The organism is Microbacterium sp. T2.11-28 (genome assembly GCF_950097975.1).
Classification (GTDB): Bacteria; Actinomycetota; Actinomycetes; order Actinomycetales; family Microbacteriaceae; genus Microbacterium.
This window is the reverse complement of sequence record NZ_CATNHF010000001.1, coordinates 122668-146650: the sequence shown is the minus strand read 5'-3', so window position 1 is coordinate 146650 and position 23983 is coordinate 122668. Positions and strand designations below refer to the sequence as shown.

The window sequence follows — 23983 nt, the reverse complement described above, 5'->3', positions numbered from 1 at the left end:
AGGAATCCACCCATGGGTCGAGCGACCGTGCGCCTCCGCTATCTCGCGCGACGAGCCCGCAAGCTCCGTCCGGGGAACCTCATCGAGTTCGCCCGTCAGGCGCAGAAGGTCTCCCGAGCACCGCTGCCGGTGCTCGTGGCCGACATGCTCTGGTGCTCCCTCAAGTACGACATGGGCTTCCGCGACTACGCCGTCTGGGACATCCGGCTGCTGACCGCCAAGGAACGGGCGACCTGGATGACCCATCCCAAGTCCTTCCGCATCACCCGCATGCACAACACGCCCGAGGGACGGGCGAAGCTCGAGGACAAGCGCCGCTTCGCCCGCGAGTACGCCGACCTCCTGGGCCGCGAGACCATCGATCTCCGGGACGTCGACGACACCGAGCTCGGCGCGTTCCTCGCCCGCCATCCGAAGGTGCTCGCCAAGCCCCTGGAGGGTCAGGGGGGCGGCGGCATCACGCTCCACGAGAACGTGACCGATCCCGCGGCGTTCCGCGCGGAGGTCACCGCCGCCGGTCAGTCCATCGTCGACGAGTTCATCGTGCAGCACCCCGACATGAGCAGCCTGTACCCGGACAGCGTCAACACGGTGCGGATGATCACCTTCCTCGACAAGAACGGCACGGAGCCGGGCGGCACCGTGCACCTTCTCGCGGCCGTCCTGCGCATCGGCAACGGCGACGTGATCGACAACTTCGCCTCGGGCGGCATGTTCACCATGCTCGACGAGAACGGCGTGGCGCTGTACCCGGGCGTCGACAAGCAGAGCAACGTCTATCGCGAGCATCCCGTGACGGGCACGCCGATCGTCGGCTTCCAGGTTCCCATGTACGACCGGGTGCGGGAGCTCACGGACAAGCTCGCCCGTCGCACGCCCGAGGCGCCCTACGTGGGCTGGGACCTCGCGATGACCCCGGACGGGCCGGTGGTCATCGAGGGGAACCACAACTCAAGCGTGTTCCAGCCGAAGCCGTCGGCCTCGGGAGTGCGCACGGGGCTGCTGCCCGTGTACCAGGCGGCCGTGGGATTCTGAGCCGCCCGGCTCCGACGTCGCGCCCTCATCGGGACGCGCGACGCTCAGCCGAGGAGACGAGCGGTCTCGTCGTGCCACGACGTGGCGATGGCGCGCAGCTTCTCCTCGTACTTGCGGCCGTGGTGCGCGCAGAACAGGAGCTCGCTGCCGTTGACCTCGGCGGCGATGTAGGCCTGTGCTCCGCACGAGTCGCAGCGATCCGCCGCCGTGAGGCGGTGCTCGAGGACGCCGGGCTCTGCTGTGGTCGAGATGCTCATTCTGGGTGCCTCCTCGGTGTGTCTACTCCAGTGCGGGTTCTGTAAATACAACCACGCGATAGTGAGGACCATGCCCTGAGTAGGTCACATTTCGCTGTACGCGTACGGCGTGTCCGGGTGCCGGCCCGGCCAGGGGCGCCCGCTGAGTGTGTCGGCGCCGCGCCGCGTCGTTGCGCGGATACGCTTGGAGATTGTGACAGCCGAGTATTCCGCCCACCACCTCCAGGTGCTCGAAGGACTCGAGGCCGTCCGCAAGCGCCCCGGGATGTACATCGGCTCGACCGACTCCCGGGGTCTCATGCACTGCGCGTGGGAGATCATCGACAACTCCGTCGACGAGGCCCTCGCGGGACACGGCTCGCGCATCGACATCGTGCTCCACGCCGACGGCAGCGTCGAGGTGCGCGACCGCGCGCGAGGCATCCCCGTCGACGTCGAGCCGCGCACCGGCCTGACCGGCGTCGAGGTCGTCTTCACCAAGCTCCACGCCGGCGGCAAGTTCGGCGGGGGCTCGTACGCCGCGTCCGGCGGTCTCCACGGCGTGGGCGCTTCGGTGGTCAACGCTCTCTCCGAGCGACTCGACGTCGAGGTCGACCGCGCCGGCAAGACCTACGCCATGTCCTTCCACCGCGGCGAGCCGGGGATCTTCTCGGGACCGGGGCTCGATGCCGCCTTCACGCCGTTCGAGGCGGCTTCCGAGCTGCGCGTGATCGGGAAGGCGCCGCGCGGCGCGACCGGCACGCGCATCCGCTACTGGGCCGACCGGCAGATCTTCACCAAGGACGCCGAGTTCGGCCTGGCGGAGCTGGAGCAGCGTGCGCGCCAGACCGCCTTCCTGGTGCCCGGGCTGGAGATCGTGCTCGTCGACGAGCGACCGGTGCCCGGCGCCGAGTCGTCCGCCCCGCGCGAGACCAGCTTCCGCTACGACGGCGGCATCTCGGAGTTCGCCGAGTACCTCGCCCCCGACGCCGCCGTCACCGACACCTGGCGCCTCACGGGCGACGGCACCTTCACCGAGACCGTTCCCGTGCTCCAGCCGACCGGCGCGATGGTGCCCACCGAGGTCGAGCGCACCTGCCACGTCGACATCGCGCTGCGCTGGGGCACCGGCTACGACACCGTCACGCGCTCCTTCGTCAACATCATCTCCACGCCCAAGGGCGGCACCCACCTGTCGGGCTTCGAGCAGGGCCTGATGAAGCTGATCCGCGATCAGGTGCAGCAGAACGCCCGCAAGCTCAAGGTGAGCGCGAACGACAAGATCGAGAAGGACGACATCCTCGCGGGGCTCACGGCCGTGCTGACGGTGAGCTTCCCCGAGCCGCAGTTCGAGGGACAGACCAAGGAGGTCCTCGGCACCCCCGCCATCCGTGCGATCGTGGCCGGCGTCGTCGCCGCCCAGCTCGGGGCCCGGTTCTCCTCCAGCAAGCGCGAGGACAAGGCGCAGACGTCGCTCCTGCTCGAGAAGGTCGTGTCCGAGATGAAGGCGCGCGTCTCCGCGCGCACGCACAAGGAGACCCAGCGCCGCAAGAACGCACTGGAGTCCTCGTCGCTCCCGGCCAAGCTCGCCGACTGCCGCACCAACGACGTCGCCGAATCCGAGCTGTTCATCGTGGAGGGCGATTCGGCGCTCGGCACCGCCAAGCACGCCCGCAACAGCGAGTACCAGGCGCTCCTGCCCATTCGCGGCAAGATCCTCAACGTGCAGAAGGCGTCGATCAGCGACATGCTGTCCAACGCGGAGTGCGCCGCCATCATCCAGACGATCGGCGCCGGGTCGGGCCGCTCGTTCGACATCGAGACGGCGCGCTACGGGAAGATCATCCTGATGAGCGACGCCGACGTCGACGGCGCGCACATCCGCACCCTGCTGCTGACGCTCTTCTTCCGCTACATGCGTCCCCTCATCGAGGAGGGTCGCGTGTACGCCGCTGTCCCGCCGCTGCACCGGGTCATCGTCGTGAACCCGGGGTCCAAGCCCAACGAGACCGTCTACACCTACTCCGAGAAGGAGCTCCACGCCCTGCTGTCGAAGCTCCAGCGCGCCGGCAAGCGCTGGCAGGAGCCCGTGCAGCGCTACAAGGGACTCGGCGAGATGGACGCGGATCAGCTCGCCACGACCACGATGGACCGGGGCGGCCGCACCCTGCGCCGGGTGCGGGTCGAGGATGCCGAGATGGCCGCCACCGTGTTCGAGCTCCTCATGGGCTCCGAGGTGGCGCCGCGCCGCGACTTCATCGTGTCCTCGGCCGACCGCCTGGACCGCGAGGCCATCGACGCCTGATCGCGTCAGCCGACCGCGGACCCGATCGCGCCGATGACGGCGTCGAGCATCTGGCCCGAGGCGTCGCGCTTGGCCCCGGCAGGCGGGAGCTGACGGACCGATCCATCTGCGCCGACGGCCCGCGGGTCGTCGCCGATCCAGGCGAGCGCGAGGCTGTCCTCGCCCTTCAGGAACCGCTGGGCGCGCACTCCACCGGTGCCGCGGCCCTTCGGCGGGAACTCCGCGAACACCGACACCTTGCCCGAGCCGGCGTCGGTTCCGGGCAGGGACTGCGACGATCCGGCGATCGTCGCCACGACGGTGTCGTCGGAGGCCGTCAGCGCCGTGAACGCGATCACCCGCTCGCCCGGCGTCACCCGGATGCCCGCCATGCCGCCCGCAGCGCGCCCCTGGGGACGGACGGCGTCGGCGCCGAAGCGCAGCAGCTGCGCGTCGGAGGTCACGAACACGAGCTCGACGTCGTCCGGCGCGAGCGCCGCTCCCACCACGCTGTCGCCGGGCTTGAGCGCGATGATCTCGGCATCGCTCTTGTTGTTGGCCAGCTCGCTCACGGCGACGCGCTTGACGACGCCCTGAAGCGTGCCGAGGGCGATCGTGGGCGCGGCGGCGGAGTCGTCCGAGAGCGGGACGATCGCCACCACATGCTCCCCGCTCGGCAGGCCGAGGTACTGGTCCGCCCGCGTGCCCGCCGCCAGCTGCACCGAGTTGGCCGGCACCGACGGCAGGTCGACGGGGGAGAAGCGCACGAGACGCCCGCGGCTGGTCACCGCACCGAGATCGCCCCGCGTCGTGGCGTCGACCGCCGAGCGGATGGCGTCGTGCTTCGAGCGCCGCGCGGGGGGCACGATCGCTGCCTCGGCCGTCTCGGCACGGACCATGCGGCCGGTGGCGGAGAGGAAGACCCGGCAGGGGGCGTCGGCGATCTGCAGGTCGGCGGCCGCCGCGCTCGCGCGAGAGCGCGACGCCACGGGCCCGCCGTTGAGCAGCAGTGTGCGCCGCGGCGTGCCGTACGCCTCGGCGGCCGCATCGAGCTCGCGGGCGACCTGCTGGCGCAGCAGCACCTCGCTGGCCAGGAGCTCTTCGAGCTGCGCGATCTCCGCCTTCAGCGCGTCGCGCTCGGTCTCCAGCTCGACGCGGGAGAACTTCGTCAGGCGGCGCAGCCGCAGCTCCAGGATGTACTCCGCCTGCGGCTGGGAGAGGTCGAACACGTCCATGAGGCGGGTCCGGGCCTGCTCGCCGTCGTCCGAGGTGCGGATCACCTGGATGACCTCGTCGATGTCGAGGATGGCGATGAGGAGGCCCTCGACCAGGTGCAGGCGCTCCTGGCGGCGGCCCAGGCGGTGCCGGCTGCGCCGCGTGACGACCTGGATCCGGTGGTCCAGGTAGACCCGGAGCAGATCGCGCAGCCCGAGTGTCTGGGGCTGGCCGTCGACGAGCGCGACGTTGTTGATGCCGAAGGAGTCCTCGAGCGGCGTCAGCCGGTAGAGCTGCTCGAGCACGGCGTTCGGATCGAAGCCGGTCTTGATGCCGATCACGAGACGGAGACCGTGGTTGCGGTCGGTCAGGTCGGTGACATCGGCGATGCCGGTCAGCTTCTTCGCGGTGACGGCGTCCTTGATCTTCTCGATGACGCGCTCGGGGCCCACGAGGTAGGGGAGCTCGGTGATCACGAGTCCGGTGCGGCGGGGGCCGAGCGATTCGACCGACACCTTGGCGCGGGTGCGGAACGTGCCGCGTCCGCTCGCGTAGGCGTCCTTCACCCCGTCGAGGCCCACGATCACGCCGCCACCGGGCAGATCGGGGCCCGGAACGAACTCCATGAGGTCTTCGAGGGAGGCGTCCGGGTTCTCGAGCAGATGGATCGCCGCGGCGACGACCTCGATGAGGTTGTGCGGCGCCATGTTCGTGGCCATGCCGACCGCGATGCCGGTGGTGCCGTTGACGAGCAGGTTGGGGAAGGCAGCAGGGAGCACGTCGGGCTGCTGGAACTGCCCGTCGTAGTTGGGGATGAAGTCGACGACGTCCTCGTCGAGGTTCTCCGTCAGCGCCAGGGCCGACGGCGCGAGCCGCGCCTCGGTGTACCGCGCAGCGGCGGGGCCGTCGTCGAGCGATCCGAAGTTGCCGTGCCCGTCGACGAGAGGCACCCGCAGTGCGAAGTCCTGGGCGAGGCGCACGAGGGCGTCGTAGATCGCCGAATCGCCGTGGGGGTGGAGCTTTCCCATCACCTCGCCGACGACGCGGGCGCTCTTGACGTGCCCGCGATCGGGTCGCAGGCCCATGTCCGCCATCTGGAAGAGGATGCGCCGCTGCACCGGCTTCAGCCCGTCGCGCGCGTCGGGCAGCGCACGGGAGTAGATCACGGAGTACGCGTACTCGAGGAAGGACCCCTGCATCTCGGCCGAGACGTCGACGTCCTCGATGCGTTCGCCGCCGCCGGCGGAGTCGGTGTCAGTGCGCGAAACGGCCATGGGTCTGAGCGGTCCTCCGAAGACAGGGACGAAGTGACGGGAGGGGCGCCGCCGGGTGGTGTGCGAGACTGACCCCGATGCCTCTCAGCCTACCCGTGGACCCGCCGTCGGCCCGGAGCCTCACCGGTGTCGTGCCGCAGTCGATCGCCGCGCTGAGCGGGGGGTCGGACTGGTTCCCGCCGGCGAGGTCGGCGCTCGTCCTGGTGGTCGACGGACTCGGGCGGAGAAACCTCGCCGCGCGCTCCGGGCACGCGCGATTCCTCTCGTCGCGGATGGGCAAGAAGGACGCCGCGCGCACGGTCTTCCCGTCGACGACGGCGACAGCCCTCACCGGCCTGCTCACGGGGACGCCTGCCGGCGTGCACGGGATCGTCGGCTACCGGGCGAGGGTGCCGGGCACCGACACGGTCTCCAATCAGCTCCGGGGCTGGGAGACCGACGGTCTCGATCCGCTCACCTGGCAGCGCGCGACCCCCCTGCTGGCGTCGGAGTCGGCGGCCGGGCGCCCCTGCTTCGTCGTGACGAAGGCCATGTACGGGGGCACCGGCTTCACGCGGGCCATCCAGCGCGGCGCGGACTTCGTCGGCGTCGACGACCTCGAGGATCGGCTCCTGCGGGCCGCCGAGCTCACCACCGCGGCGGAGGGCGCCCTCGCCTACGTGTACGTGCCGGAGCTGGATTCGCTGGGCCACGCCCACGGCTGGGAGAGCGATCGCTGGACGGCTGGATTGGAGCAGCTCGACGCCGCGGTCACGGCGCTCGACAGCGCGCTCGGGCAGGATGTCGGCGCGGTGGTGACCGCCGATCACGGCATGATCGACGTCCCCGCCCACCGACAGGTGCTCGTGGGGGAGGGCGACGCCCTGTGGGAGGGCGTTCGCCTCGTGGGAGGGGAGCCGAGGATGCTCCACCTCTACGCCGAGGACGGCGCGGCCCCCGCAGTGAGGGATCGCTGGAGTGAAGCCGAGGGACATCGTTCCTGGGTCATGTCCCGCGACGAGGCGGTCTCCGCCGGGCTGTTCGGGCCGGTCGTCGACCCCGAGGTGCTGCCGCGCATCGGCGATGTGCTCGTCGCCGCGCGGAGCGGGATCGTCTACTACGACGACCGCGAGGCGGACAAGCGCCCGCAGCGCATGATCGGGCAGCACGGATCGCTGACCGACGATGAGCGCGTCGTGCCGCTCATCCGCCTGGGCGCATTCGCGCGCTGACCCCGCAGGCGTCAGCCGTCTTCGGTGCGCGCGCCGAAGACGATCTCGTCCCAGGACGGCATCGAGGTCCGGCCCTTCCGGCGGGACGTGTCGGCCGGGGCGGGATCCTCATCGGCCGATGCCGCAGGCTCGGCCGGTGCCGGCTCGTCGTCGTATCCCGGCTCGAGCGCGTCGAAGAGCGCCACCGGGGTCGACGAGGCCCGCGGCGCGGAGTGGGTGGCGGACGCCCCATCGGACTCGCCCGGCATCGCCTCGCGCTGTCCGCGCCGGCGCCGCAGCGCCTCAAGGAGATCCGCCGTGTCGGTGGAGGTGATCGCCTGGTCGGGGGCCCGCTTGATGGCGGCCTGCTGCACCGCCGGAGAGGCCGGCTCGCGGACCTCGGGCGCCTCCAGGTCGGCGTCGGGCAGTCGTCGCGGACCGAACGCGCCGCTGTCGAAGCGCGAGGCGTCCTTCACTCCGGAGGAGTCCAGCGCCCGCAGGCGCGGGATCAGTCCCTCGGGCAGCGAGCCCTGCCGGGACAGCTGGGTCGCGTCGGCGTTCTGCGGTGCGAGGGTGGCGCGACGGGGGTCGAAGGTCCACCGCGCGTCGTGGTCGACGTCGCCCGCCGTGAACTCGAGCTTCACGATCCAGCCCGTCGACTCCCGCCAGCTCGTCCAGCGCTCGCCCACGGCACCGGCCTCGGCGAGCTTGGCGCGCACGGCCGTGCCGAAGGTGGGCTGGGCGTCGGGGTCGAGCTCGCCGCTGATCAGCACCGGGACGGCGAGAGCCTGGCCGACGATGTGCTCGCGCTCGGCGAGCACAGGACCTTCGAAGCGGGCGACGTCCTCGACGCGGATGCCGAGCAGGCCGGCGACCTCCTCCGCCGAGAGTCCGGCACGGATGTGCGACTGGATGTCGCGCGGACTCGGCCGCGCGGCGCGCGACTCCGGGTCGCGCGTCGTCCGCCGCAGCTGCGCGCGAAGCGTCTCGTCGACGGGAAGGGCGAAGCGATCGCCCGACTCGGTGGCGAGCACGAGCACGCCGTCTTCGATGCCGATGACTTTGAGCTGCTCCATGCGAAACACCCTCCAGATCCTGCGTGTCCGCCCATGGTGTCACGCGGCCTCTCGGATGAAGGGAATATCCCGCGCGTGCCGCGAGTTTGACGCGACGAACCCGCCCGGTCACGGCCCGGCCACGACGGCATTTGCGAAATGCAGTCCCGTCGTGCAAACTATGGCCGCCCGTACGGGCATGCAATCACGAAACCCTGGAAGTAGAGACGCTCGAGCAATGGCTACGGATTACGACGCCCCCCGCAAGACCGACGACGACAGCGAGTCGATCGAGGCCCTCAAGGAGCGCGTCCCCGACAAGCTGTCGGGATCTGTCGACTCCGAGGATGCGGACAACCCCTCCGGCTTCGAGCTGCCCGGCGCCGACCTGTCGGACCTCGAGCTCGACGTCGTCGTGCTGCCGCCGCAGGAGGACGAGTTCACCTGCATCGAGTGCTTCCTCGTGAAGCACCGCACCCAGATCGACCACGAGTCCGCCATCGGCGCCGTGTGCCGGGAGTGCGCGGCCTGACGGCCTCCGCCGCACGCGCGGTCCGGTCCTCGGCCGGGCCGCGCGGTCGCGTTCAGGAGCGCTGAGCGCGACGGATCGCCGCGGCGACGCGGTCCGGGGTGCGCGTCGAGAAGACCCACTCCGTGACGGGATCGCCGGCATCTTCGAGGGGGACGCGCACCACGCCGTCGATGCCCGGCCGGAACAGGTGCCAGGCCGACCGGGAGAGCCCCGGCCCGCGCAGGAGCCGCGCCCGCTCGGCGTCCGCGGTCTCCGGCTCGCCGAGGAGAACGACGGGCACGTGCGCGCGACCCACCCGCAGCTCGCCCGCCTCGACCCGGATCTCGGGCGAGGACAGCACGAGACCGCCGATGAGGGCCGCGGCCACGAGCACGCCGGCGACCAGGGCGACGGTCGCGTCGAGGGGCACGAAGACGAGCGCCACCATGGGCGCACTCACGGCGGCGGCGGCGAGGACCCACAGCGAGGGGCTCAGCCGTTCGCGGTAGGTGGTCGTCGACGGTCTCAGGCCGCTCGTCATCTTGTGCATTACCCTCATGGAGTGATCCAAAGTGTGGACATTCCCATCATCGCATCGCACGTACCCGCCTACGCCCACCCGGGCGACGCGGGCGCCGACCTCGTCTCCACCGAGGCCGTCCGCCTCGAGCCGGGACAGCGCGCCCTCGTCGGCACCGGCGTGCGGATCGCCCTCCCCGACGGCTACGTCGCCTTCGTGGTCCCGCGCAGCGGCCTGGCGGCCAAGCACGGCATCACGATCGTCAACGCCCCCGGGACGGTCGATGCGGGCTACCGCGGCGAGATCAAGGTGTCGCTGCTCAACACCGACGCCACCGCGGCCTACGACATCGCCCCCGGCGACCGCATCGCGCAGATCGTGATCATGCCCGTACCGCGCGTCACCTTCCTCCCCGTCGACGAGCTTCCCGAGAGCACCCGCGGCGAAGGGGGATTCGGATCCACCGGCTATCAGACAGGAACACCCGCATGACCGACGGCGAGCTGCGCAAGGCCGCACCGACTGACCGCGCCGCGAGCGGCCCGTTCGACGAGTCCGAGGCCAATCCGGTGCGCCCGTACATCGACCTGGGCGGCATCAAGATCCTGCCGCGCGAGGGGCTGAACCTCCGCCTCGAGGTGGAGGAGCAGACCAAGCGGATCGTCGCCGTGGGGCTCGACTACGCGGAGTCCACACTGCAGGTGCAGCCCTTCGCCGCGCCGCGGTCGACCGGCCTCTGGGACGAGACCCGTGAGCAGATCCGCCAGCAGATCCGCCAGCAGGGCGGCCGCGTGGAGGAGCGCGAGGGACCGCTCGGACACGAGCTGCTCGCGGAGGTCCCCGTCGCCGGCCCCGAGGGGGGCGGCGGCAAGCGGATCGCGCGATTCGTGGGCGTGGACGGCCCCCGCTGGTTCCTGCGCGGCGTGATCGGCGGCGCCGCAGCGGCCGACGTCGAGGCCGCCGCCAAGGTCGAGGATCTGTTCCGTTCGATCGTGGTGGTCCGCGGCGGCACGCCGATGCCTCCCCGGGACCTCATCCCGCTCAAGATGCCCGCCGCTCCCGGTACCGCGTGAGCGCCTCCGCCGGCGAGCCGGACGCCGCCCGGGAGCACACGGAGCGGCGCCCGGACCTCACGCCTCCCGAGCCCGCGTCGGCCGACCCCCGCGCGTCCGACCTCATCGGACAGGCCCTCGGCGGCGCGGCGCGGCGTGCCGGGATCGATCCGGCGGCCGATGCGTCGACCGGGCACGTCGTGTGGCAGGCGATGGGCGGCTGGCGGGGCCTGCTCGAAGCCGTGCTGCCCGGGCTCGCGTTCGTCGTCCTGTTCACCGTCACCAGCGATCTCGTGCTGTCGCTGCTCGTCTCCGTCGGCATCGCGGCGCTGTTCACCGTGGTGCGGCTCGTCCAGCGCACGACGCTGAGCGCCGCGCTGGGCGGGCTGGTCGCCACCGCGGCGGCCGCGGGCCTCGCGCTGTGGACCGGGCGCGGCGAGGACAACTTCGTGCCGGGGCTCATCACCAACGCGGTGTACGGCACCGCCTTCCTCGTGTCGGCCCTCGTCGGGTGGTCGCTCATCGGGCTCGCCGCCGGGTTCCTCATGAACGAGGGGACCGACTGGCGACGCGATCGGCGCAAGCGACGGGTCTTCTTCTGGCTCGCCATCGCCTGGTCGGCGCTGTTCTTCGCGCGCCTGGGCGTGCAGCTCCCGCTGTACTTCGCGGGCGATGTCACGACGCTCGGAACGCTCAAGCTGATCATGGGTCTTCCGCTGTTCGCGCCCCTGGTCGCCGTGACGTGGCTGGCCGTCCGGGCGCTCTACCCGAAACACCAGGACGACGCGGTCGACCGCGCGGCAGCGTGATAGATTTATCTCGATATCAAGATAAATTCCGCACTCGGCGGTTAGGGCAACCTCACTAGCCTGTGCCACGGAGCCGCGCGAAGATGGAAGCGTCGGGCGCCCGCGCCCGTCCCCGCCGACGAAGGCGCCCGCGGCCCCAGAAAAGGAGACCAGACGTGTCCACAGTTGACAGCTTCGGAGCCAGGAGCACCCTGACAGTCGGCGGCACCGACTACGAGATCTTCCGGATCGACACGGTCGCCGGCCACGAGAAGCTCCCGTTCAGCCTCAAGGTGCTGCTGGAGAACCTGCTGCGCACCGAAGACGGTGCCAACGTGACCAAGGCCCAGATCCAGGCGCTCGGCTCCTGGGACCCCGACGCCGAGCCCGACACCGAGATCCAGTTCACCCCCGCGCGCGTGGTCATGCAGGACTTCACCGGCGTTCCGTGCATCGTCGATCTCGCCACGATGCGCGAGGCCGTCACCGCGCTCGGCGGCGACCCGAGCCGCATCAACCCGCTGTCGCCCGCGGAGATGGTGATCGACCACTCGGTCATCGCCGACCTCTTCGGCACGCCCAACGCCCTCGAGCGCAACGTCGAGATCGAGTACGAGCGCAACGGCGAGCGGTACCAGTTCCTGCGCTGGGGCCAGACGGCGTTCGACGACTTCAAGGTGGTTCCCCCGGGGACCGGCATCGTCCACCAGGTGAACATCGAGCACCTCGCCAAGGTCATCTACGACCGCAGCGTCGACGGCGTCCTGCGCGCCTACCCGGACACCTGCGTCGGCACCGACTCGCACACGACCATGGTCAACGGCCTGGGCGTGCTGGGCTGGGGCGTCGGCGGCATCGAGGCCGAGGCCGCGATGCTCGGACAGCCCGTCTCGATGCTCATCCCGCGCGTCGTCGGCTTCAAGCTCACGGGGGAGATCCCCGCAGGCGTCACCGCCACAGACGTCGTGCTCACGATCACCGACATGCTGCGCAAGCACGGCGTGGTCGGCAAGTTCGTCGAGTTCTACGGCGCGGGCGTGGCCTCCGTGCCCCTGGCCAACCGCGCCACCATCGGCAACATGAGCCCCGAGTTCGGCTCGACCGCCGCCATGTTCCCGATCGACGACGTCACGCTCGACTACCTGCGTCTGACCGGTCGCGACGAGCAGGCCGTGGCGCTGGTGGAGGCGTACGCGAAGGAGCAGAAGCTCTGGCACGACGCCGCCGTGGAGCCGTCCTTCAGCGAGTACATGGAGCTCGACCTGTCGACGGTCGTCCCGTCGATCGCCGGCCCCAAGCGCCCGCAGGACCGCATCCTGCTCTCGGAGTCGAAGGCGCAGTTCGAGAAGGACATCCTGGGATACGCCGCGGCGTCGACCTCGAACGACATCGTCGACCTCGAGTCGAAGCACTCGTTCCCGGCCTCCGACCCCGGCAGCACGCCCGGCGACGAGGAGCCGGTGACCCGTGAGGTGCACATCAACAGCGGCGCCCCGATCAACGCGTCGACCCCGGTGACGGTGACGCCTCCCGAGGGCTCGCCGTACATCCTCGACAACGGCGCGGTCACCCTGGCGGCCATCACCTCCTGCACGAACACGTCCAACCCCTCGGTGATGATCGCCGCGGGCCTGCTCGCTCAGAAGGCGCTGGAGAAGGGCCTCACGCGCAAGCCGTGGGTCAAGACGACGCTCGGCCCCGGCTCGAAGGTCGTCACGGACTACTACGAGAAGTCCGGACTCGACAAGGCGCTCGAGGGCGTCGGCTTCTACACCGTGGGCTACGGCTGCACGATCTGCATCGGCAACTCCGGCCCCCTCATCGAGGAGGTCTCGGCGGCGATCAACGAGCACGACCTCGCCGTCACCGCCGTGCTGTCGGGCAACCGCAACTTCGAGGGCCGCATCAGCCCCGACGTGAAGATGAACTACCTGGCCTCGCCGCCGCTGGTGGTCGCGTACGCGCTGGCCGGCTCGATGAACTTCGACTTCGAGACCGACCCGCTCGGCAAGGACCTCGACGGCAACGACGTGTTCCTCAAGGACATCTGGCCGGCTCCCGACGAGGTGCAGCAGATCATCGACTCGTCGATCTCGCGCGAGCAGTTCATCAAGCAGTACGAGACCGTCTTCGACGGCGACGAGCGCTGGAAGAACCTGCCCACCCCGACCGGTCCCGTGTTCGAGTGGGACGCGGACTCGACGTACGTGCGCAAGGCGCCCTACTTCGAGGGGATGACGATGGAGCTCACCCCGGTGAGCGACATCCACGGCGCCCGCGTCATGGCGACCCTCGGCGACTCGGTCACGACCGACCACATCTCACCCGCCGGCAACATCAAGGCGGGCACCCCGGCCGCGCAGTACCTCACCGAGCACGGCGTCGCCCAGAAGGACTTCAACTCCTACGGCTCGCGCCGCGGCAACCACGAGGTCATGATCCGCGGCACCTTCGCCAACATCCGGCTGAAGAACGAGCTGGTCGCCGCCGTGAACGGCGGACAGGTCGTCGAAGGCGGCTACACCCGCGACTTCACGCAGGAGGGCGGCCCGCAGTCGTTCATCTACGACGCGTGCGAGAACTACCAGGCGCAGGGCACTCCGCTCGTGGTCTTCGGCGGCAAGGAGTACGGCTCCGGCTCGTCGCGCGACTGGGCGGCCAAGGGCACGAGCCTCCTCGGCGTGAAGGCGGTCATCACCGAGAGCTTCGAGCGGATCCACCGCTCCAACCTCATCGGCATGGGTGTCGTCCCGCTCCAGTTCCCCGACGGCCAGAGCTGGAAGTCGCTCGGTCTCGACGGCACCGAGATCGTCTCGATCGAGGGCCTCGAGAAGCTCAACGAGGGCGTGACGCCCAAGACGGTGACCGTCACCGCTGCGCCGAGCGAGTTCTCGCCGGAGGGCAAGCAGCCGGTCGTCTTCGAGGCCAAGGTGCGCATCGACACCCCCGGAGAGGCCGACTACTACCGCAACGGCGGCATCCTCCAGTACGTGCTGCGCTCGCTCGTCTGACACGCACCAGGAAGGCCCCGGATCCGCGCGCACCGCACGCGCGATCCGGGGCTTTCCCGTATCGGCACGCATAGAATCGAGGAATGAGTCTGCTTGCGTCGATCACCGGTCCGCGGGACCTCGACGCGCTCAGCGCGGACCAGCTCCGCGAGCTGGCGCAGGAGATCCGTGATTTCCTCGTGCAGAACGTGTCACGCACGGGCGGCCACCTGGGGCCGAACCTCGGCGTCGTCGAGCTGACCCTCGCGATCCACCGGGTCTTCGACTCGCCCGACGATCCGATCGTCTTCGACACCGGCCACCAGTCCTACGTGCACAAGCTGCTGACGGGCCGGCAGGACTTCGCGGGGCTCCGGGCCCGCGGCGGGCTGGCCGGGTATCCGCAGCGGGCCGAGAGCCCGCACGACGTCGTCGAGTCCTCGCACGCCTCGAGCTCGCTGAGCTGGGCGGACGGCATCTCGCGCGCCCTGACGCGCACGGGCCGCTCCGACCGCCACGTCGTGGCCGTCGTGGGCGACGGATCGCTGACCGGGGGCATGACCTGGGAGGCGCTCAACAACATCTCCGACGACAACGACCGCAACCTGGTCATCGTCGTCAACGACAACGGGCGCTCCTACGCCCCGACGATCGGCGGCATGGCGCGCTACCTGAACCGCGTGCGCACGACCGACGGATATCAGCATCTGCGGAGCACCTCCGACTCGTTCTTCCGCAAGCTCGGGCCGGCGGGCCGCGCGCTGTACCGCGGCGTCCGCGGCGGAACCCACGGGTTCCTCTCCCGGTTCACCAACAACGCGGCGCTCTACTCCAACCTCGACATCAAGTACCTCGGCCCGATCGACGGTCACGACCTCGACGCGCTCCTGGAGACTCTCCAGCTGGCGAAGGAGTATCGCGCTCCGGTGATCGTCCACGCGATCACCGACAAGGGGCGCGGATACGAGCCGGCGCGCAACGACGAAGCCGACCAGTTCCACGCCGTGGGCAAGATCGACCCGGTCACGGGGGCGCCGGTGGGCACCTCGGACGCGGTGGCCTGGACCGATGTGTTCGCGCAGTCGCTGGTGGAGGCGGGGGAGCGGCGGGACGACGTGATCGCGATCACCGCCGCCATGCTGCGCCCGACCGGCCTGCAGCCCTTCGCCCAGAGGTTCCCGGACCGCACCTACGACGTCGGCATCGCCGAGCAGCACGCTGTCGCCTCGGCCGCGGGACTGGCCTACGGCGGCCTGCACCCGGTCGTCGCGATCTACGCCACCTTCATGAACCGCGCGTTCGACCAGGTGATGATGGACGTCGCGCTGCACCGCGCGGGCGTCACGTTCGTCCTCGACCGCTCGGGGGTGACAGGCCCCGACGGCCCCAGCCACCACGGCATCTGGGACCTCGCGATGCTGCAGCTCGTGCCCGGCATCCGGATCGCCGCCCCGCGCGACGCCGCACGGCTGCGCGAGGAGTTCGACGAGGCGCTGGCGGTGGACGATGCGCCGACGGTCGTGCGCTTCCCCAAGGGGAGCGTCGCCGAGGATCTGCCGGCGATCGAGCGTCGTCCCGACGGCGTCGATGTGCTCTTCCGCGCGGAGGGCGACGACGTGCTCATCGTCGGCATCGGGCCCATGGCGCACCTCGCCGTCGAGGTCGCGGAGCGGTTGCGCGCCCAGGGCATCGGTGCGACCGTGGTCGACCCGCGCTGGGTCGTTCCCGTCGCGCCGTCGGTCGTCGAGCTGGCAGCGCGTCATCGCCTGGTCATCACCATCGAGGACGGCATCCGCGTCGGCGGCATCGGCACGCGGGTGCGCCAGGTGCTCCGCGAGGCCGGCGTCGACACCGCCGTGGACGAGCTCGGTCTCCCCGACGCCTTCATCGACCACGCGTCCCGCGAGCAGATCCTCGAGGACGCCGGGCTCTCCGCCGCCAAGATCGCGCAGGACATCGTGTCGCAGGTGCTCGGCACCCGCATCCCCGTCGCCCGGCCGACGGCCGACACCGGCGCACTGTGGGCGCAGGACCTCCCCGAGCACGGATCACGCTCGCGCTGACACCCCGTGCCAGCATGGAGGGATGCCGACCGACTCCCGCCCCGTCCCGCACACCTCGGCCAACCTGCGTCGAGACGAGACCGCACGTCGCGCCGCCGAGGTCAGCGTCGAGACGATCGACGTCGATCTCGATCTGCGACACGCGCGCGAGCTCGATGATGCGTCCTTCCCGACGACGGCGACGCTGACATTCGCCGCGACCGGCGCCGAGACCTGGATCGACTTCATCGGAGCGTCCGTCGACGAGGTGGTCGTCAACGGCGAGGCCCGTGACATCGAGTGGGATGGTGCGCGGATCCGCATCGCGGGGCTCTCCCCGCACAACGTCGTCACGATCCGTGCGCGCGGGCTGTTCAGCCGATCGGGTGAGGGCCTGCATCGCTTCGCCGACCCGGTCGACGACGAGGTGTACCTGTACACCCAGTACGAGCCCGCCGATTGCCGCCGCGTGTATCCCTGCTTCGAACAGCCCGACCTGAAGGCGCGCTGGCGCTTCCGGGTGTCGGCACCGGCGCACTGGCGGGTCCTGTCCAACGGCGCGCCGACGCAGCAGACCGCGATCGACGGGGGAGTGCGGCACGCCTTCAGCGAGACGCTGCCGCTGTCGAGCTACATCACCGCCGTCGCCGCCGGGCCGTATCACCGGGTCGACGGCGTCTGGCGCGAGGGAGAGCAGCAGGTCGATCTCGGTGTTCTGTGCCGCGCGTCGATGGCCCCGCACCTGGACGCCGACGAGATCCTCGACATCACCCGGCGGGGCCTGAGCTTCTACGGGGCGGCCTTCGCGTACCCCTACCCGTGGGGCACCTACGACCAGATCTTCGTGCCCGAGTACAACCTCGGCGCGATGGAGAACCCGGGACTGGTCACGTTCACCGAGGCGTACCTCTTCCGCGGGGCGTCGACGGCGGCGCAGCACGAGGCGCGCGCGAACACGATCCTCCACGAGATGGCCCACATGTGGTTCGGGGACCTCGCGACGATGCGGTGGTGGGACGACCTGTGGCTCAAGGAGTCGTTCGCGGACTTCATGGGCTCCCACGTCAACGTGGTCGCCGGCGGCCACCCCGATGCCTGGGTGAGCTTCGCGAGCCGCCGGAAGGGATGGGCGTACGAGCAGGATCAGCTGCCGACGACGCACCCCATCGTCGCCGACATCACCGACCTCGAGGCAGCGAAGCTGAACTTCGACGGCATCACCTATGCGAAGGGTGCGTCGGTGCTCAAGCAGCTCGTCGCCTTCGTGGGCGAGGATGCCTTCTTCCGCGGCGCCCAGCGGTACTTCGCCGCCCACGCGTTCGGGAACACCACGCTCACCGACCTGCTCGCCGCCCTCGAAGCGGCCTCCGGCCGCGATCTGAGCGCCTGGAGCGCCGCGTGGCTGCAGACCACGGGGATGTCCGAGATCCACGTCGACCGCGCAAGCTCCCTCTCCGTCAACCAGACCACGCCGCGACCGCACCGGCTCACGGTCGGCCTGTATGCCGAGGAGGCCTCCGGAAAGCTCGTGCGCCGCGCTGGCGTCGACCTCGACATCACGGAGGCGGCGACGCCCCTGCGTGCGCCCGTGCTCCCGGACGTCGAGCTCATCATCCCGAACGACGACGATCGGACGTACGCCAAGGTGCGGCTCGACGCGCGCTCGATCGACGCCGTGGCGCGCGGGCTCCACACCATCGACGATCCGCTCGCGCGGTCGGTGGTGTGGGCGGCGCTCTGGAACGCCGTGCGCGACGGACTGCTGCCGGTGGCGCGCTACCTCGAGATCGTCAGCCGCCACGCGCCCGCGGAGACCCACGTCTCCCTGCTGACCGACGCGATCGCCCATACGACCTACGCGCTCGGCCACTATGCGAACGAATCGGAGCGGGAGTCCCTCGCCTCGGCGTGGCTCACCGCCGTCTGGGAGGCGCTTGACGCCGCCCCCGGAAACAGCGATGCACAGCTGGCGTGGGCGCGCGGTCTCGCCGGCGCCGCGTCGATGCACGCCGGTCGCGCCGACCACCTCGCCGCGATCCTCCGCGGCGAGATGGCGGCGCCGGCGGGCCTCGCGCTCGACCCCGACCTCCGCTGGTCGTGGCTCGTCGCGGTCTCGACCACGGGCCACGCGACTCCGGCCGACGTCGAGGCTCAGCTCGCCGCCGACCCCACCGCCACCGGGCGCCGCGCGCACCGGACGGTGCTCGCGGCCCGGCCGGATCCGGCGGTGCGCGAGGCGGCGTGGGAGGCGGCGTGGAACGACCTCACGCTGACCAACGACCACCTCGATGCCACGATCGCCGGTGTGCGGGCCGGAGGCAGGCGAGACCTCATCGCGCGCTTCGACGACGACTACTTCGCGCGCATCCGCGGCGCGTGGGAGACGCGCAGCATCGAGATCGCCCGCCGGCTGGTGCGGGGGCTGTTCCCGCAGTCCGACGACCTGGATCTCGTCGATCGCTGGCTCCGTGACAACGACGACGCCCCCGCGGCGCTGCGCCGCATCGTCATCGAGCAGCGAGACGGCCTCTCCCGGTCGCTGCGTGTGCGCGCGGGGGAGGCCGTCTCGGGCTGAGCGTCGTCAGCCGCCGATGCCGCGGATCGGCGGGTGATGGAAGGTGTCGCCGAAGGTGCGCTCCGACGCGCCCTCGCGATCCAGGTACGGGGAGGCGCCGCCGTCGATGAACGGCCAGCCCGCCCCCAGGATCAGGCACAGGTCGATGTCCTCGACCTCCGGGACGACACCCTCGTCGAGCATGATGCGGATCTCCTGCGCCAGTCCGTCCTGGACGCGGCGCAGGATCGTCTCCGCCGACGCGGGATGTGCGCCCACGTGGCCCTTGAGGGCCTTCTCCGCCGCCTTGGTGAAGCCGGTGACCCGTCCGCCCTTGTCCTTCTCGACGACCTCCGTCAGCTCGGCGAGAGCGTGGAAGTTCTCGTTGGCGTAGAACCGGTCCGGGAACGCTCGCACCATCGTGTCCTGCACGTGGGCCGCGACCTTCCACCCGACCAGGTCGATGAGCTGGAACGGCCCCATGGGCAGTCCCAGCGGTCCGAACGCCTTCTCGACATCGGCCACCGGGGTGCCCTCGTACACGGCCCGCGCAGCCTCGCCCATGACCTTGGCCAGCAGGCGGTTGACCACGAAGCCCGGAGCATCGGCGGTGAGCACGGCGTTCTTCCCGAGACCGCGCGCGACCACGAACGCCGTCGACAGCGCCGCATCCGACGTCTGCGACGTCTTGACGATCTCGATCAGCGGCATCACGGCCACGGGATTGAAGAAGTGGAATCCGACGAGCCGCTCGGGGTGGGCGAGTCTCGCGCCGATCTCCGCCACGGACAGCGACGACGTGTTCGTCGCGAGGACGGCGTCGTCGGCGATGATCGCCTCGATCTCCGCGAACACGGCCTGCTTCACGCCGACCTCCTCGAAGACCGCCTCGATGACGAAGTCGCAGTCGGCGTAGAGCGACTTGTCGGTCGTGCCCGTGACGAGCGAGCGCAGCTTGTTGGCGGAGTCGGCGTCGAGCCGGCCCTTCGCCTCCAGCTTGCCGATCTCGTCGTGGATGTACGCCACGCCCTTGTCCACGCGTGCCTGGTCGAGGTCGGTGATGAGCACGGGCACCTGGAGCTTGCGCACGAACAGCAGCGCGAACTGGCTCGCCATGAGCCCGGCGCCGATGATGCCGACCTTGGTGACCTTGCGGGCCAGCGCCTTGTCGGGGGCCCCGACGGGGCGCTTGGCACGCTTCTGGACCAGGTCGAAGGCGTACATCGACGCCGCGAACTGGTCGCCGCTCACGAGGTCTGCCAGTGCCTCGTCCTCACGCGCGAAGCCCTCGGCCTTGGTGCCGCTCTTCGCCTTGTCGAGCAGATCCAGCGCCACGTAGGGGGAGCGGGGCACGGTGCCGATCTTGGACTCCAGCATGCCGCGCGCCATCTTGATCGCGATCGGCCACTTGGTCAGGCGTTCGATCTTGCCCGGCTCGTTCTTGCGCTCGACCTTGATGCGCCCGCTCAGCACGCCGTCCGCCCAGCGCAGGGAGTCCTCGAGATAGTTCGCCGCGGGGAACTGCGCGTCGACGATGCCGTAATCCAGCGCCTGCTGCGGCTTGAGCATCCGGTTCTGCTTGAGCGGGTTGCTGATCACGACCTCGAGGGCGTTCTCGATGCCGATCAGGTTCGGCAGCAGGTACGCCCCGCCCCAGCCCGGGATGATGCCGAGGAAGACCTCGGGGAGAGCGATCGCGGCCGCGGACGCGTCGACGGTCCGGTAGGTGGAGTTGAGGGCGATCTCGAGTCCGCCTCCCAGCGCGAGGCCGTTGACGAAGGCGAACGAGGGCACGCCGAGGTCGCCGAGCTTCCCGAGCACATGGTGGCCCAGCTGGGCGATCTTGCGGGCGTTGTCCGTGGACCCGACGAGGGAGATGTCGGACAGATCGGCCCCGGCGGCGAGGATGTACTGCTTGCCGGTGATCGCCACGGCGTGGATCTCGCCGGCGGCCGCGCGGGCCTTCAGCTCGTCGAGCCGGGACCCGAGCTCGGTGAGCGTGCGCGGACCCAGGGTGTTCGGCCGGTTGTGGTCGCGCCCGTTGTCCAGGGTGACGAGCGCGATGACCTTGCCCGAGGGGAGGCGCACGTCGCGCGACGGCGAATGGGTGACGACCTCGTCGTCGCTGAGGGTCAGCAGGGGCGAGAAGTCGATGTCTGCGTAGTTCGTCATCGGTTCAGCGCTTCTTTCCGTCGTAGTGCGGGTTCTCCCAGATGACCGATCCGCCCTGCCCCAGGCCGACGCACATGGCCGTGAGGCCGTAGCGCACGTCCGGGCGCTCCGCGAACTGCGCGGCGAGCTGGATCATGAGACGCACGCCCGAAGCCGCCAGCGGGTGCCCGAGGGCGATCGCGCCGCCCCAGGCGTTCACCCGCGGGTCGTCGTCGGCGATGCCGAAGTGGTCCAGCAGGGAGATGACCTGGATCGCGAAGGCCTCGTTGAGCTCGAAGAGCCCGATGTCGCCGATGGTGAGCCCCGCCTTGCGGAGCGCCTTCTCGGTGGACGGGATCGGCCCGATGCCCATGATCTCCGGCTGCACTCCGGCGAAGGCGAACGAGACCATGCGCATCTTAGGGCGCAGGCCCAGCTCCTTCACCGCGTGCCCGCCGGCCAGCAGCGACATCGTCGCACCGTCGGTGAGGGGCGAGGAGGTGCCGGCGGTCACGCGTCCGTGCGGGCGGAAGGGCGTCTTCAGCGCGGCGAGGTCCTCCATCGTGGTCTGCGGCCTGCGGCCCTCGTCCTCGGTGGCGAGCCCCCAGGCGCCGTCGGCGTCCTTGATCGCCACGGGCACCAGGTCCGGCTGGATCTTGCCGGCGTCGTACGCGGCCTGCACCTTGTGCTGGCTGAGCATCCCGAACCGGTCCGAGCGCTCCTTGGTGAGGTGCGGGAAGCGGTCGAAGATGCGCTCGGCGGTCACGCCCATGTTCAGCGCACCCGGGTCCACCATGCGCTCCGCGACGAAGCGCGGGTTCGGGTCCGCGTTCGCGCCGATGGGGTGGTGGCCCATGTGCTCGACGCCGCCGGCGAGGGCGAGGTCGTACATGCCCACTCCGATCGACGCGCCCATGGTGGTCACGCTGGTCATGGCGCCGGCGCACATGCGCTCGATCGCCAGGCCCGGCACCGACTGAGGCAGCCCGGCGAGGATCGCCACCGAGCGGCCCAGGGTCAGCCCCTGGTCGCCGGTCTGACTGGTCGCGGCGATGGCGACGTCGTCGATGCGCTCGGCGGGGACCGCGGCGTTGCGCTCCATCAGCCCGATCGTGGCCTTGACCGCGAGGTCATCGGCGCGGGTGTTCCAGTACATGCCCTTCTCGCCGGCGCGCCCGAAGGGGGTCCGCATGCCGTCGATGAAGTAGACGTCCGAGAGCTCGGCCACACTGCCTCCAAGAGTTTGGGATCCAGTCCAGCCTAATGTGGAACCGAGTCTCGCGAAATCGGTTGGGTCGTATCTACGAAGCCGATTCGGACGGCTCCGCAGTGTCCTGCACGGAATCCACAAAGGCCTGCGCGATGACGGGCGCGGTGCGCTCGACCTGCCACGGCCGGGCGCCGAGCGCCGCGAGGGCGTCCGCGACCGTCTCGTCGTCGATCGGCTCCGGCGGTGCCCACGCGATGCGGCGCAGCGTGTCGGGCGTCAGCAGGTTCTCGGTCGGCATCCGCAGGTCGACGGCGAGCTGCTCGATCCGGGGACGCGCGGCCTTCAGCCGGGCATCGGCAGCGGGGTTGCGGTCGGACCAGGCCCGCGGCGGCGGCAGGCCGTCGCCAGGCGCACGCTCGAGCGGCAGCGTCTGATCGGCGCGCCCTTCCTCGATCGCCGCCCACCAGCGGTCGAGCTGGGAACGGCTGGCACGACCGGTGAACTCCTTGACCCGCGCGAGGTCCTGCTTGGTGGCCGGGTCGGCGAGCACGGCCGCCACGAGCGACCGGTCGGGCACCAGCCGTCCGGGCGAGACGTCCTGCTCCTGCGCGAACGCCTCGCGCGCGGTCCACAGCGCCCGGGCCACCGCGAGTGCGCGTCGGCCGCGCACCGTGTGCAGGCCGCTGAGGCGGCGCCAGGGCTCCTCGCGCGGCGGCCGCGGCGGCCGGTTCAGCACGGCGTCGAACTCCTGCGCAGCCACCTCGGTCTTGTCCTGCTCGACCAGCTCGTCCCAGAGCACGTCGCGCACGTCGACCAGGTGCAGCACGTCGAGGGCGGCGTACTCCAGCCAGGACTGGGGGAGCGGGCGGGTCGACCAGTCGGCCGCCGAGTGCGCCTTCGCGAGCGTGATGCCGAGGGTGTCCTCGACGACGGCGCCGAGTCCCACCTTCTCGTGACCCAGCAGGCGGGCGCCCAGCTCGGTGTCGAAGATGGACGGCGGCACCAGACCGTCCTCGCGCAGCGACGGCAGGTCCTGGCTCGCGGCGTGGAGCACCCATTCGACGCCCCCGATGGCGTCCTGAAGCGCGGACATGTCGCCGATGGCCGGAGGATCGAAGAGGAAGACGCCGGCGCCGCGGCGGAAGACCTGGATCAGGTACGCGCGCTGGGAGTAGCGGAACCCCGACGCCCGCTCCACGTCGACGGCCGCGGGGCCGGTGCCGGCGGCGAGCGCCGCGCACGCCGCGAAGAAGCCCTCGCGATCAGCGATGACGGTGTATTCAGTCACGTGCATTCCTCTGCGCACCGAACACAGCGATGCCTTCCGACCCCGGGGGGAGCCCCGCCAGCATACAGACGAGCTCGGCCCACGCGTCCAGGTGCGCGGTGAGGTCGCCCGACGGGGTCCAGGACGCACGCAGCTCGATCTGGGCGCCGTCGCCCTCGGCGGCGAGCGTTCCGAAGCCCTTCGAGAGCGTCTTGGTCGCCGTGCCCGATGCGGAGTGGAGCGTCGCCCCGCGGGAGGCGAGCGCGTCGACCAGCCACGACCACGCGACGTCGGCCAGGAGCGGATCGGTCCCGATCTCGGGCTCGAGGGGGGCCTGGGCGAAGCACACGATCCGCCATGCCCCGCTCCACTGCTCCGGCTCCTCCGCGTCGTGGAGGAGGACGAAGCGCCCGGTGCCGTACTCGGAGTCCGCGCCGCCTGCGGGCGGGCGCACGTCGCCGGCGAACGCGATGGCCTCGGGGGCGAGGGAGGTGGGCGCGGTGATCTCACGGACCGAGAAGTCATCGCGGAACGTCATCGCACGCAACCCATCGGCGACGACGGCGAAGTCGGAGCCGGGGAAGGGACGGGAGTCATCCACATCGACAG

Annotated in this window: 18 protein-coding genes; 10 read left to right on the top strand and 8 right to left on the bottom strand. The window is 70.7% G+C overall.

Translation table 11 applies throughout. The features are described 5' to 3' along the window. The first annotated feature begins 12 nt into the window (after window positions 1–12). Window positions 13–1035: a sugar-transfer associated ATP-grasp domain-containing protein gene (locus QQZ13_RS00695; RefSeq protein ID WP_284527209.1), complete on the top strand. Its 1023-nt coding sequence runs from the start codon at window positions 13–15 to the stop codon at window positions 1033–1035. A 44-nt stretch (window positions 1036–1079) separates the two neighbouring features. Here the strand turns inward: QQZ13_RS00695 and QQZ13_RS00690 are convergent, their stop codons facing one another. Beyond that, window positions 1080–1292, bottom strand: a complete 213-nt coding sequence (locus QQZ13_RS00690) for a hypothetical protein (RefSeq protein ID WP_284527208.1) — start codon at window positions 1290–1292, stop codon at window positions 1080–1082. 190 nt (window positions 1293–1482) lie between these two features. Between QQZ13_RS00690 and QQZ13_RS00685 the strand changes: the two genes are divergently transcribed. After that, window positions 1483–3576 (top strand): type IIA DNA topoisomerase subunit B, encoded by a 2094-nt coding sequence (locus tag QQZ13_RS00685; RefSeq protein WP_284528001.1) that lies wholly within the window; start codon window positions 1483–1485, stop codon window positions 3574–3576. 5 nt (window positions 3577–3581) lie between these two features. On the opposite strand, the gene QQZ13_RS00680 is transcribed toward QQZ13_RS00685, so the two are convergent. Beyond that, the gene (locus tag QQZ13_RS00680; protein ID WP_284527207.1) at window positions 3582–6044 is read right to left on the bottom strand and encodes a DNA topoisomerase (ATP-hydrolyzing) subunit A; all 2463 of its coding nucleotides are present in this window, start codon (window positions 6042–6044) and stop codon (window positions 3582–3584) included. Window positions 6045–6121: 77 nt separating this feature from the next. Between QQZ13_RS00680 and QQZ13_RS00675 the strand changes: the two genes are divergently transcribed. Next, window positions 6122–7255, top strand: coding sequence for an alkaline phosphatase family protein (locus tag QQZ13_RS00675; RefSeq protein WP_284527206.1), 1134 nt, complete (start codon window positions 6122–6124; stop codon window positions 7253–7255). Window positions 7256–7266: 11 nt separating this feature from the next. On the opposite strand, the gene sepH is transcribed toward QQZ13_RS00675, so the two are convergent. Further along, window positions 7267–8310, bottom strand: a complete 1044-nt coding sequence (sepH, locus tag QQZ13_RS00670; protein ID WP_284527205.1) for a septation protein SepH — start codon at window positions 8308–8310, stop codon at window positions 7267–7269. 217 nt (window positions 8311–8527) lie between these two features. On the opposite strand from sepH, the gene QQZ13_RS00665 reads away from it, so the two are divergent. Continuing rightward, window positions 8528–8821, top strand: a complete 294-nt coding sequence (locus QQZ13_RS00665) for a DUF4193 domain-containing protein (protein ID WP_284527204.1) — start codon at window positions 8528–8530, stop codon at window positions 8819–8821. A gap of 52 nt (window positions 8822–8873) precedes the next feature. Here QQZ13_RS00665 and QQZ13_RS00660 read toward each other — a convergent pair whose 3' ends face one another. After that, window positions 8874–9359: a DUF3093 domain-containing protein gene (locus QQZ13_RS00660; RefSeq protein ID WP_284527203.1), complete on the bottom strand. Its 486-nt coding sequence runs from the start codon at window positions 9357–9359 to the stop codon at window positions 8874–8876. Between the two features lie 3 nt (window positions 9360–9362). Between QQZ13_RS00660 and dut the strand changes: the two genes are divergently transcribed. The 6 genes from dut (at window position 9363) to pepN (ending at window position 18767) form a co-directional block, all read left to right on the top strand. Next, window positions 9363–9812: a dUTP diphosphatase gene (gene dut / locus QQZ13_RS00655; protein ID WP_284527202.1), complete on the top strand. Its 450-nt coding sequence runs from the start codon at window positions 9363–9365 to the stop codon at window positions 9810–9812. After that, on the top strand, window positions 9809–10393 hold the full coding sequence (locus QQZ13_RS00650; protein WP_284527201.1) for a DUF3710 domain-containing protein: 585 nt from the start codon (window positions 9809–9811) through the stop codon (window positions 10391–10393). Before dut ends, QQZ13_RS00650 begins: the two co-directional genes overlap by 4 nt. Further along, the gene (locus QQZ13_RS00645; RefSeq protein ID WP_284527200.1) at window positions 10390–11181 is read left to right on the top strand and encodes a DUF3159 domain-containing protein; all 792 of its coding nucleotides are present in this window, start codon (window positions 10390–10392) and stop codon (window positions 11179–11181) included. The genes QQZ13_RS00650 and QQZ13_RS00645 overlap by 4 nt, the downstream gene beginning before the upstream one ends. A 155-nt stretch (window positions 11182–11336) precedes the next feature. Next, window positions 11337–14171, top strand: a complete 2835-nt coding sequence (locus QQZ13_RS00640; protein ID WP_284527199.1) for an aconitate hydratase — start codon at window positions 11337–11339, stop codon at window positions 14169–14171. A gap of 83 nt (window positions 14172–14254) precedes the next feature. Further along, the gene (gene dxs / locus QQZ13_RS00635) at window positions 14255–16213 is read left to right on the top strand and encodes a 1-deoxy-D-xylulose-5-phosphate synthase (RefSeq protein ID WP_284527198.1); all 1959 of its coding nucleotides are present in this window, start codon (window positions 14255–14257) and stop codon (window positions 16211–16213) included. A gap of 22 nt (window positions 16214–16235) precedes the next feature. Beyond that, window positions 16236–18767: an aminopeptidase N gene (gene pepN, locus QQZ13_RS00630; protein WP_284527197.1), complete on the top strand. Its 2532-nt coding sequence runs from the start codon at window positions 16236–16238 to the stop codon at window positions 18765–18767. A gap of 6 nt (window positions 18768–18773) precedes the next feature. Here pepN and QQZ13_RS00625 read toward each other — a convergent pair whose 3' ends face one another. From QQZ13_RS00625 to QQZ13_RS00610, 4 genes are all read right to left on the bottom strand, one after another. Then, entirely contained in the window at window positions 18774–20918 is a 2145-nt protein-coding gene (locus QQZ13_RS00625) for a 3-hydroxyacyl-CoA dehydrogenase NAD-binding domain-containing protein (protein ID WP_284527196.1), read from the bottom strand. A 4-nt stretch (window positions 20919–20922) separates the two neighbouring features. Continuing rightward, the gene (locus tag QQZ13_RS00620; RefSeq protein WP_284527195.1) at window positions 20923–22125 is read right to left on the bottom strand and encodes a thiolase family protein; all 1203 of its coding nucleotides are present in this window, start codon (window positions 22123–22125) and stop codon (window positions 20923–20925) included. Window positions 22126–22198: 73 nt separating this feature from the next. Next, window positions 22199–23401 carry an HRDC domain-containing protein gene (locus QQZ13_RS00615; protein ID WP_284527194.1) on the bottom strand — a complete coding sequence of 401 codons (1203 nt, stop codon included), beginning with the start codon at window positions 23399–23401 and terminating at the stop codon, window positions 22199–22201. After that, complete coding sequence (locus QQZ13_RS00610) at window positions 23388–23975, bottom strand: DUF3000 domain-containing protein (protein ID WP_284527193.1); 588 nt, start codon at window positions 23973–23975, stop codon at window positions 23388–23390. Before QQZ13_RS00610 ends, QQZ13_RS00615 begins: the two co-directional genes overlap by 14 nt. Window positions 23976–23983: the final 8 nt, after the last annotated feature.

Bases quoted from the DNA above. Each gene is read 5' to 3' on its own strand.
- QQZ13_RS00695 (WP_284527209.1), top strand. From the start codon at position 13: ATGGGTCGAGCGACCGTGCGCCTCCGCTATCTCGCGCGACGAGCCCGC.
- QQZ13_RS00690 (WP_284527208.1), bottom strand. From the start codon at position 1,292: ATGAGCATCTCGACCACAGCAGAGCCCGGCGTCCTCGAGCACCGCCTC.
- QQZ13_RS00680 (WP_284527207.1), bottom strand. From the start codon at position 6,044: ATGGCCGTTTCGCGCACTGACACCGACTCCGCCGGCGGCGGCGAACGC.
- QQZ13_RS00675 (WP_284527206.1), top strand. From the start codon at position 6,122: ATGCCTCTCAGCCTACCCGTGGACCCGCCGTCGGCCCGGAGCCTCACC.
- sepH (WP_284527205.1), bottom strand. From the start codon at position 8,310: ATGGAGCAGCTCAAAGTCATCGGCATCGAAGACGGCGTGCTCGTGCTC.
- QQZ13_RS00665 (WP_284527204.1), top strand. From the start codon at position 8,528: ATGGCTACGGATTACGACGCCCCCCGCAAGACCGACGACGACAGCGAG.
- QQZ13_RS00660 (WP_284527203.1), bottom strand. From the start codon at position 9,359: ATGAGGGTAATGCACAAGATGACGAGCGGCCTGAGACCGTCGACGACC.
- QQZ13_RS00650 (WP_284527201.1), top strand. From the start codon at position 9,809: ATGACCGACGGCGAGCTGCGCAAGGCCGCACCGACTGACCGCGCCGCG.
- dxs (WP_284527198.1), top strand. From the start codon at position 14,255: ATGAGTCTGCTTGCGTCGATCACCGGTCCGCGGGACCTCGACGCGCTC.
- pepN (WP_284527197.1), top strand. From the start codon at position 16,236: ATGCCGACCGACTCCCGCCCCGTCCCGCACACCTCGGCCAACCTGCGT.
- QQZ13_RS00625 (WP_284527196.1), bottom strand. From the start codon at position 20,918: ATGACGAACTACGCAGACATCGACTTCTCGCCCCTGCTGACCCTCAGC.
- QQZ13_RS00615 (WP_284527194.1), bottom strand. From the start codon at position 23,401: ATGCACGTGACTGAATACACCGTCATCGCTGATCGCGAGGGCTTCTTC.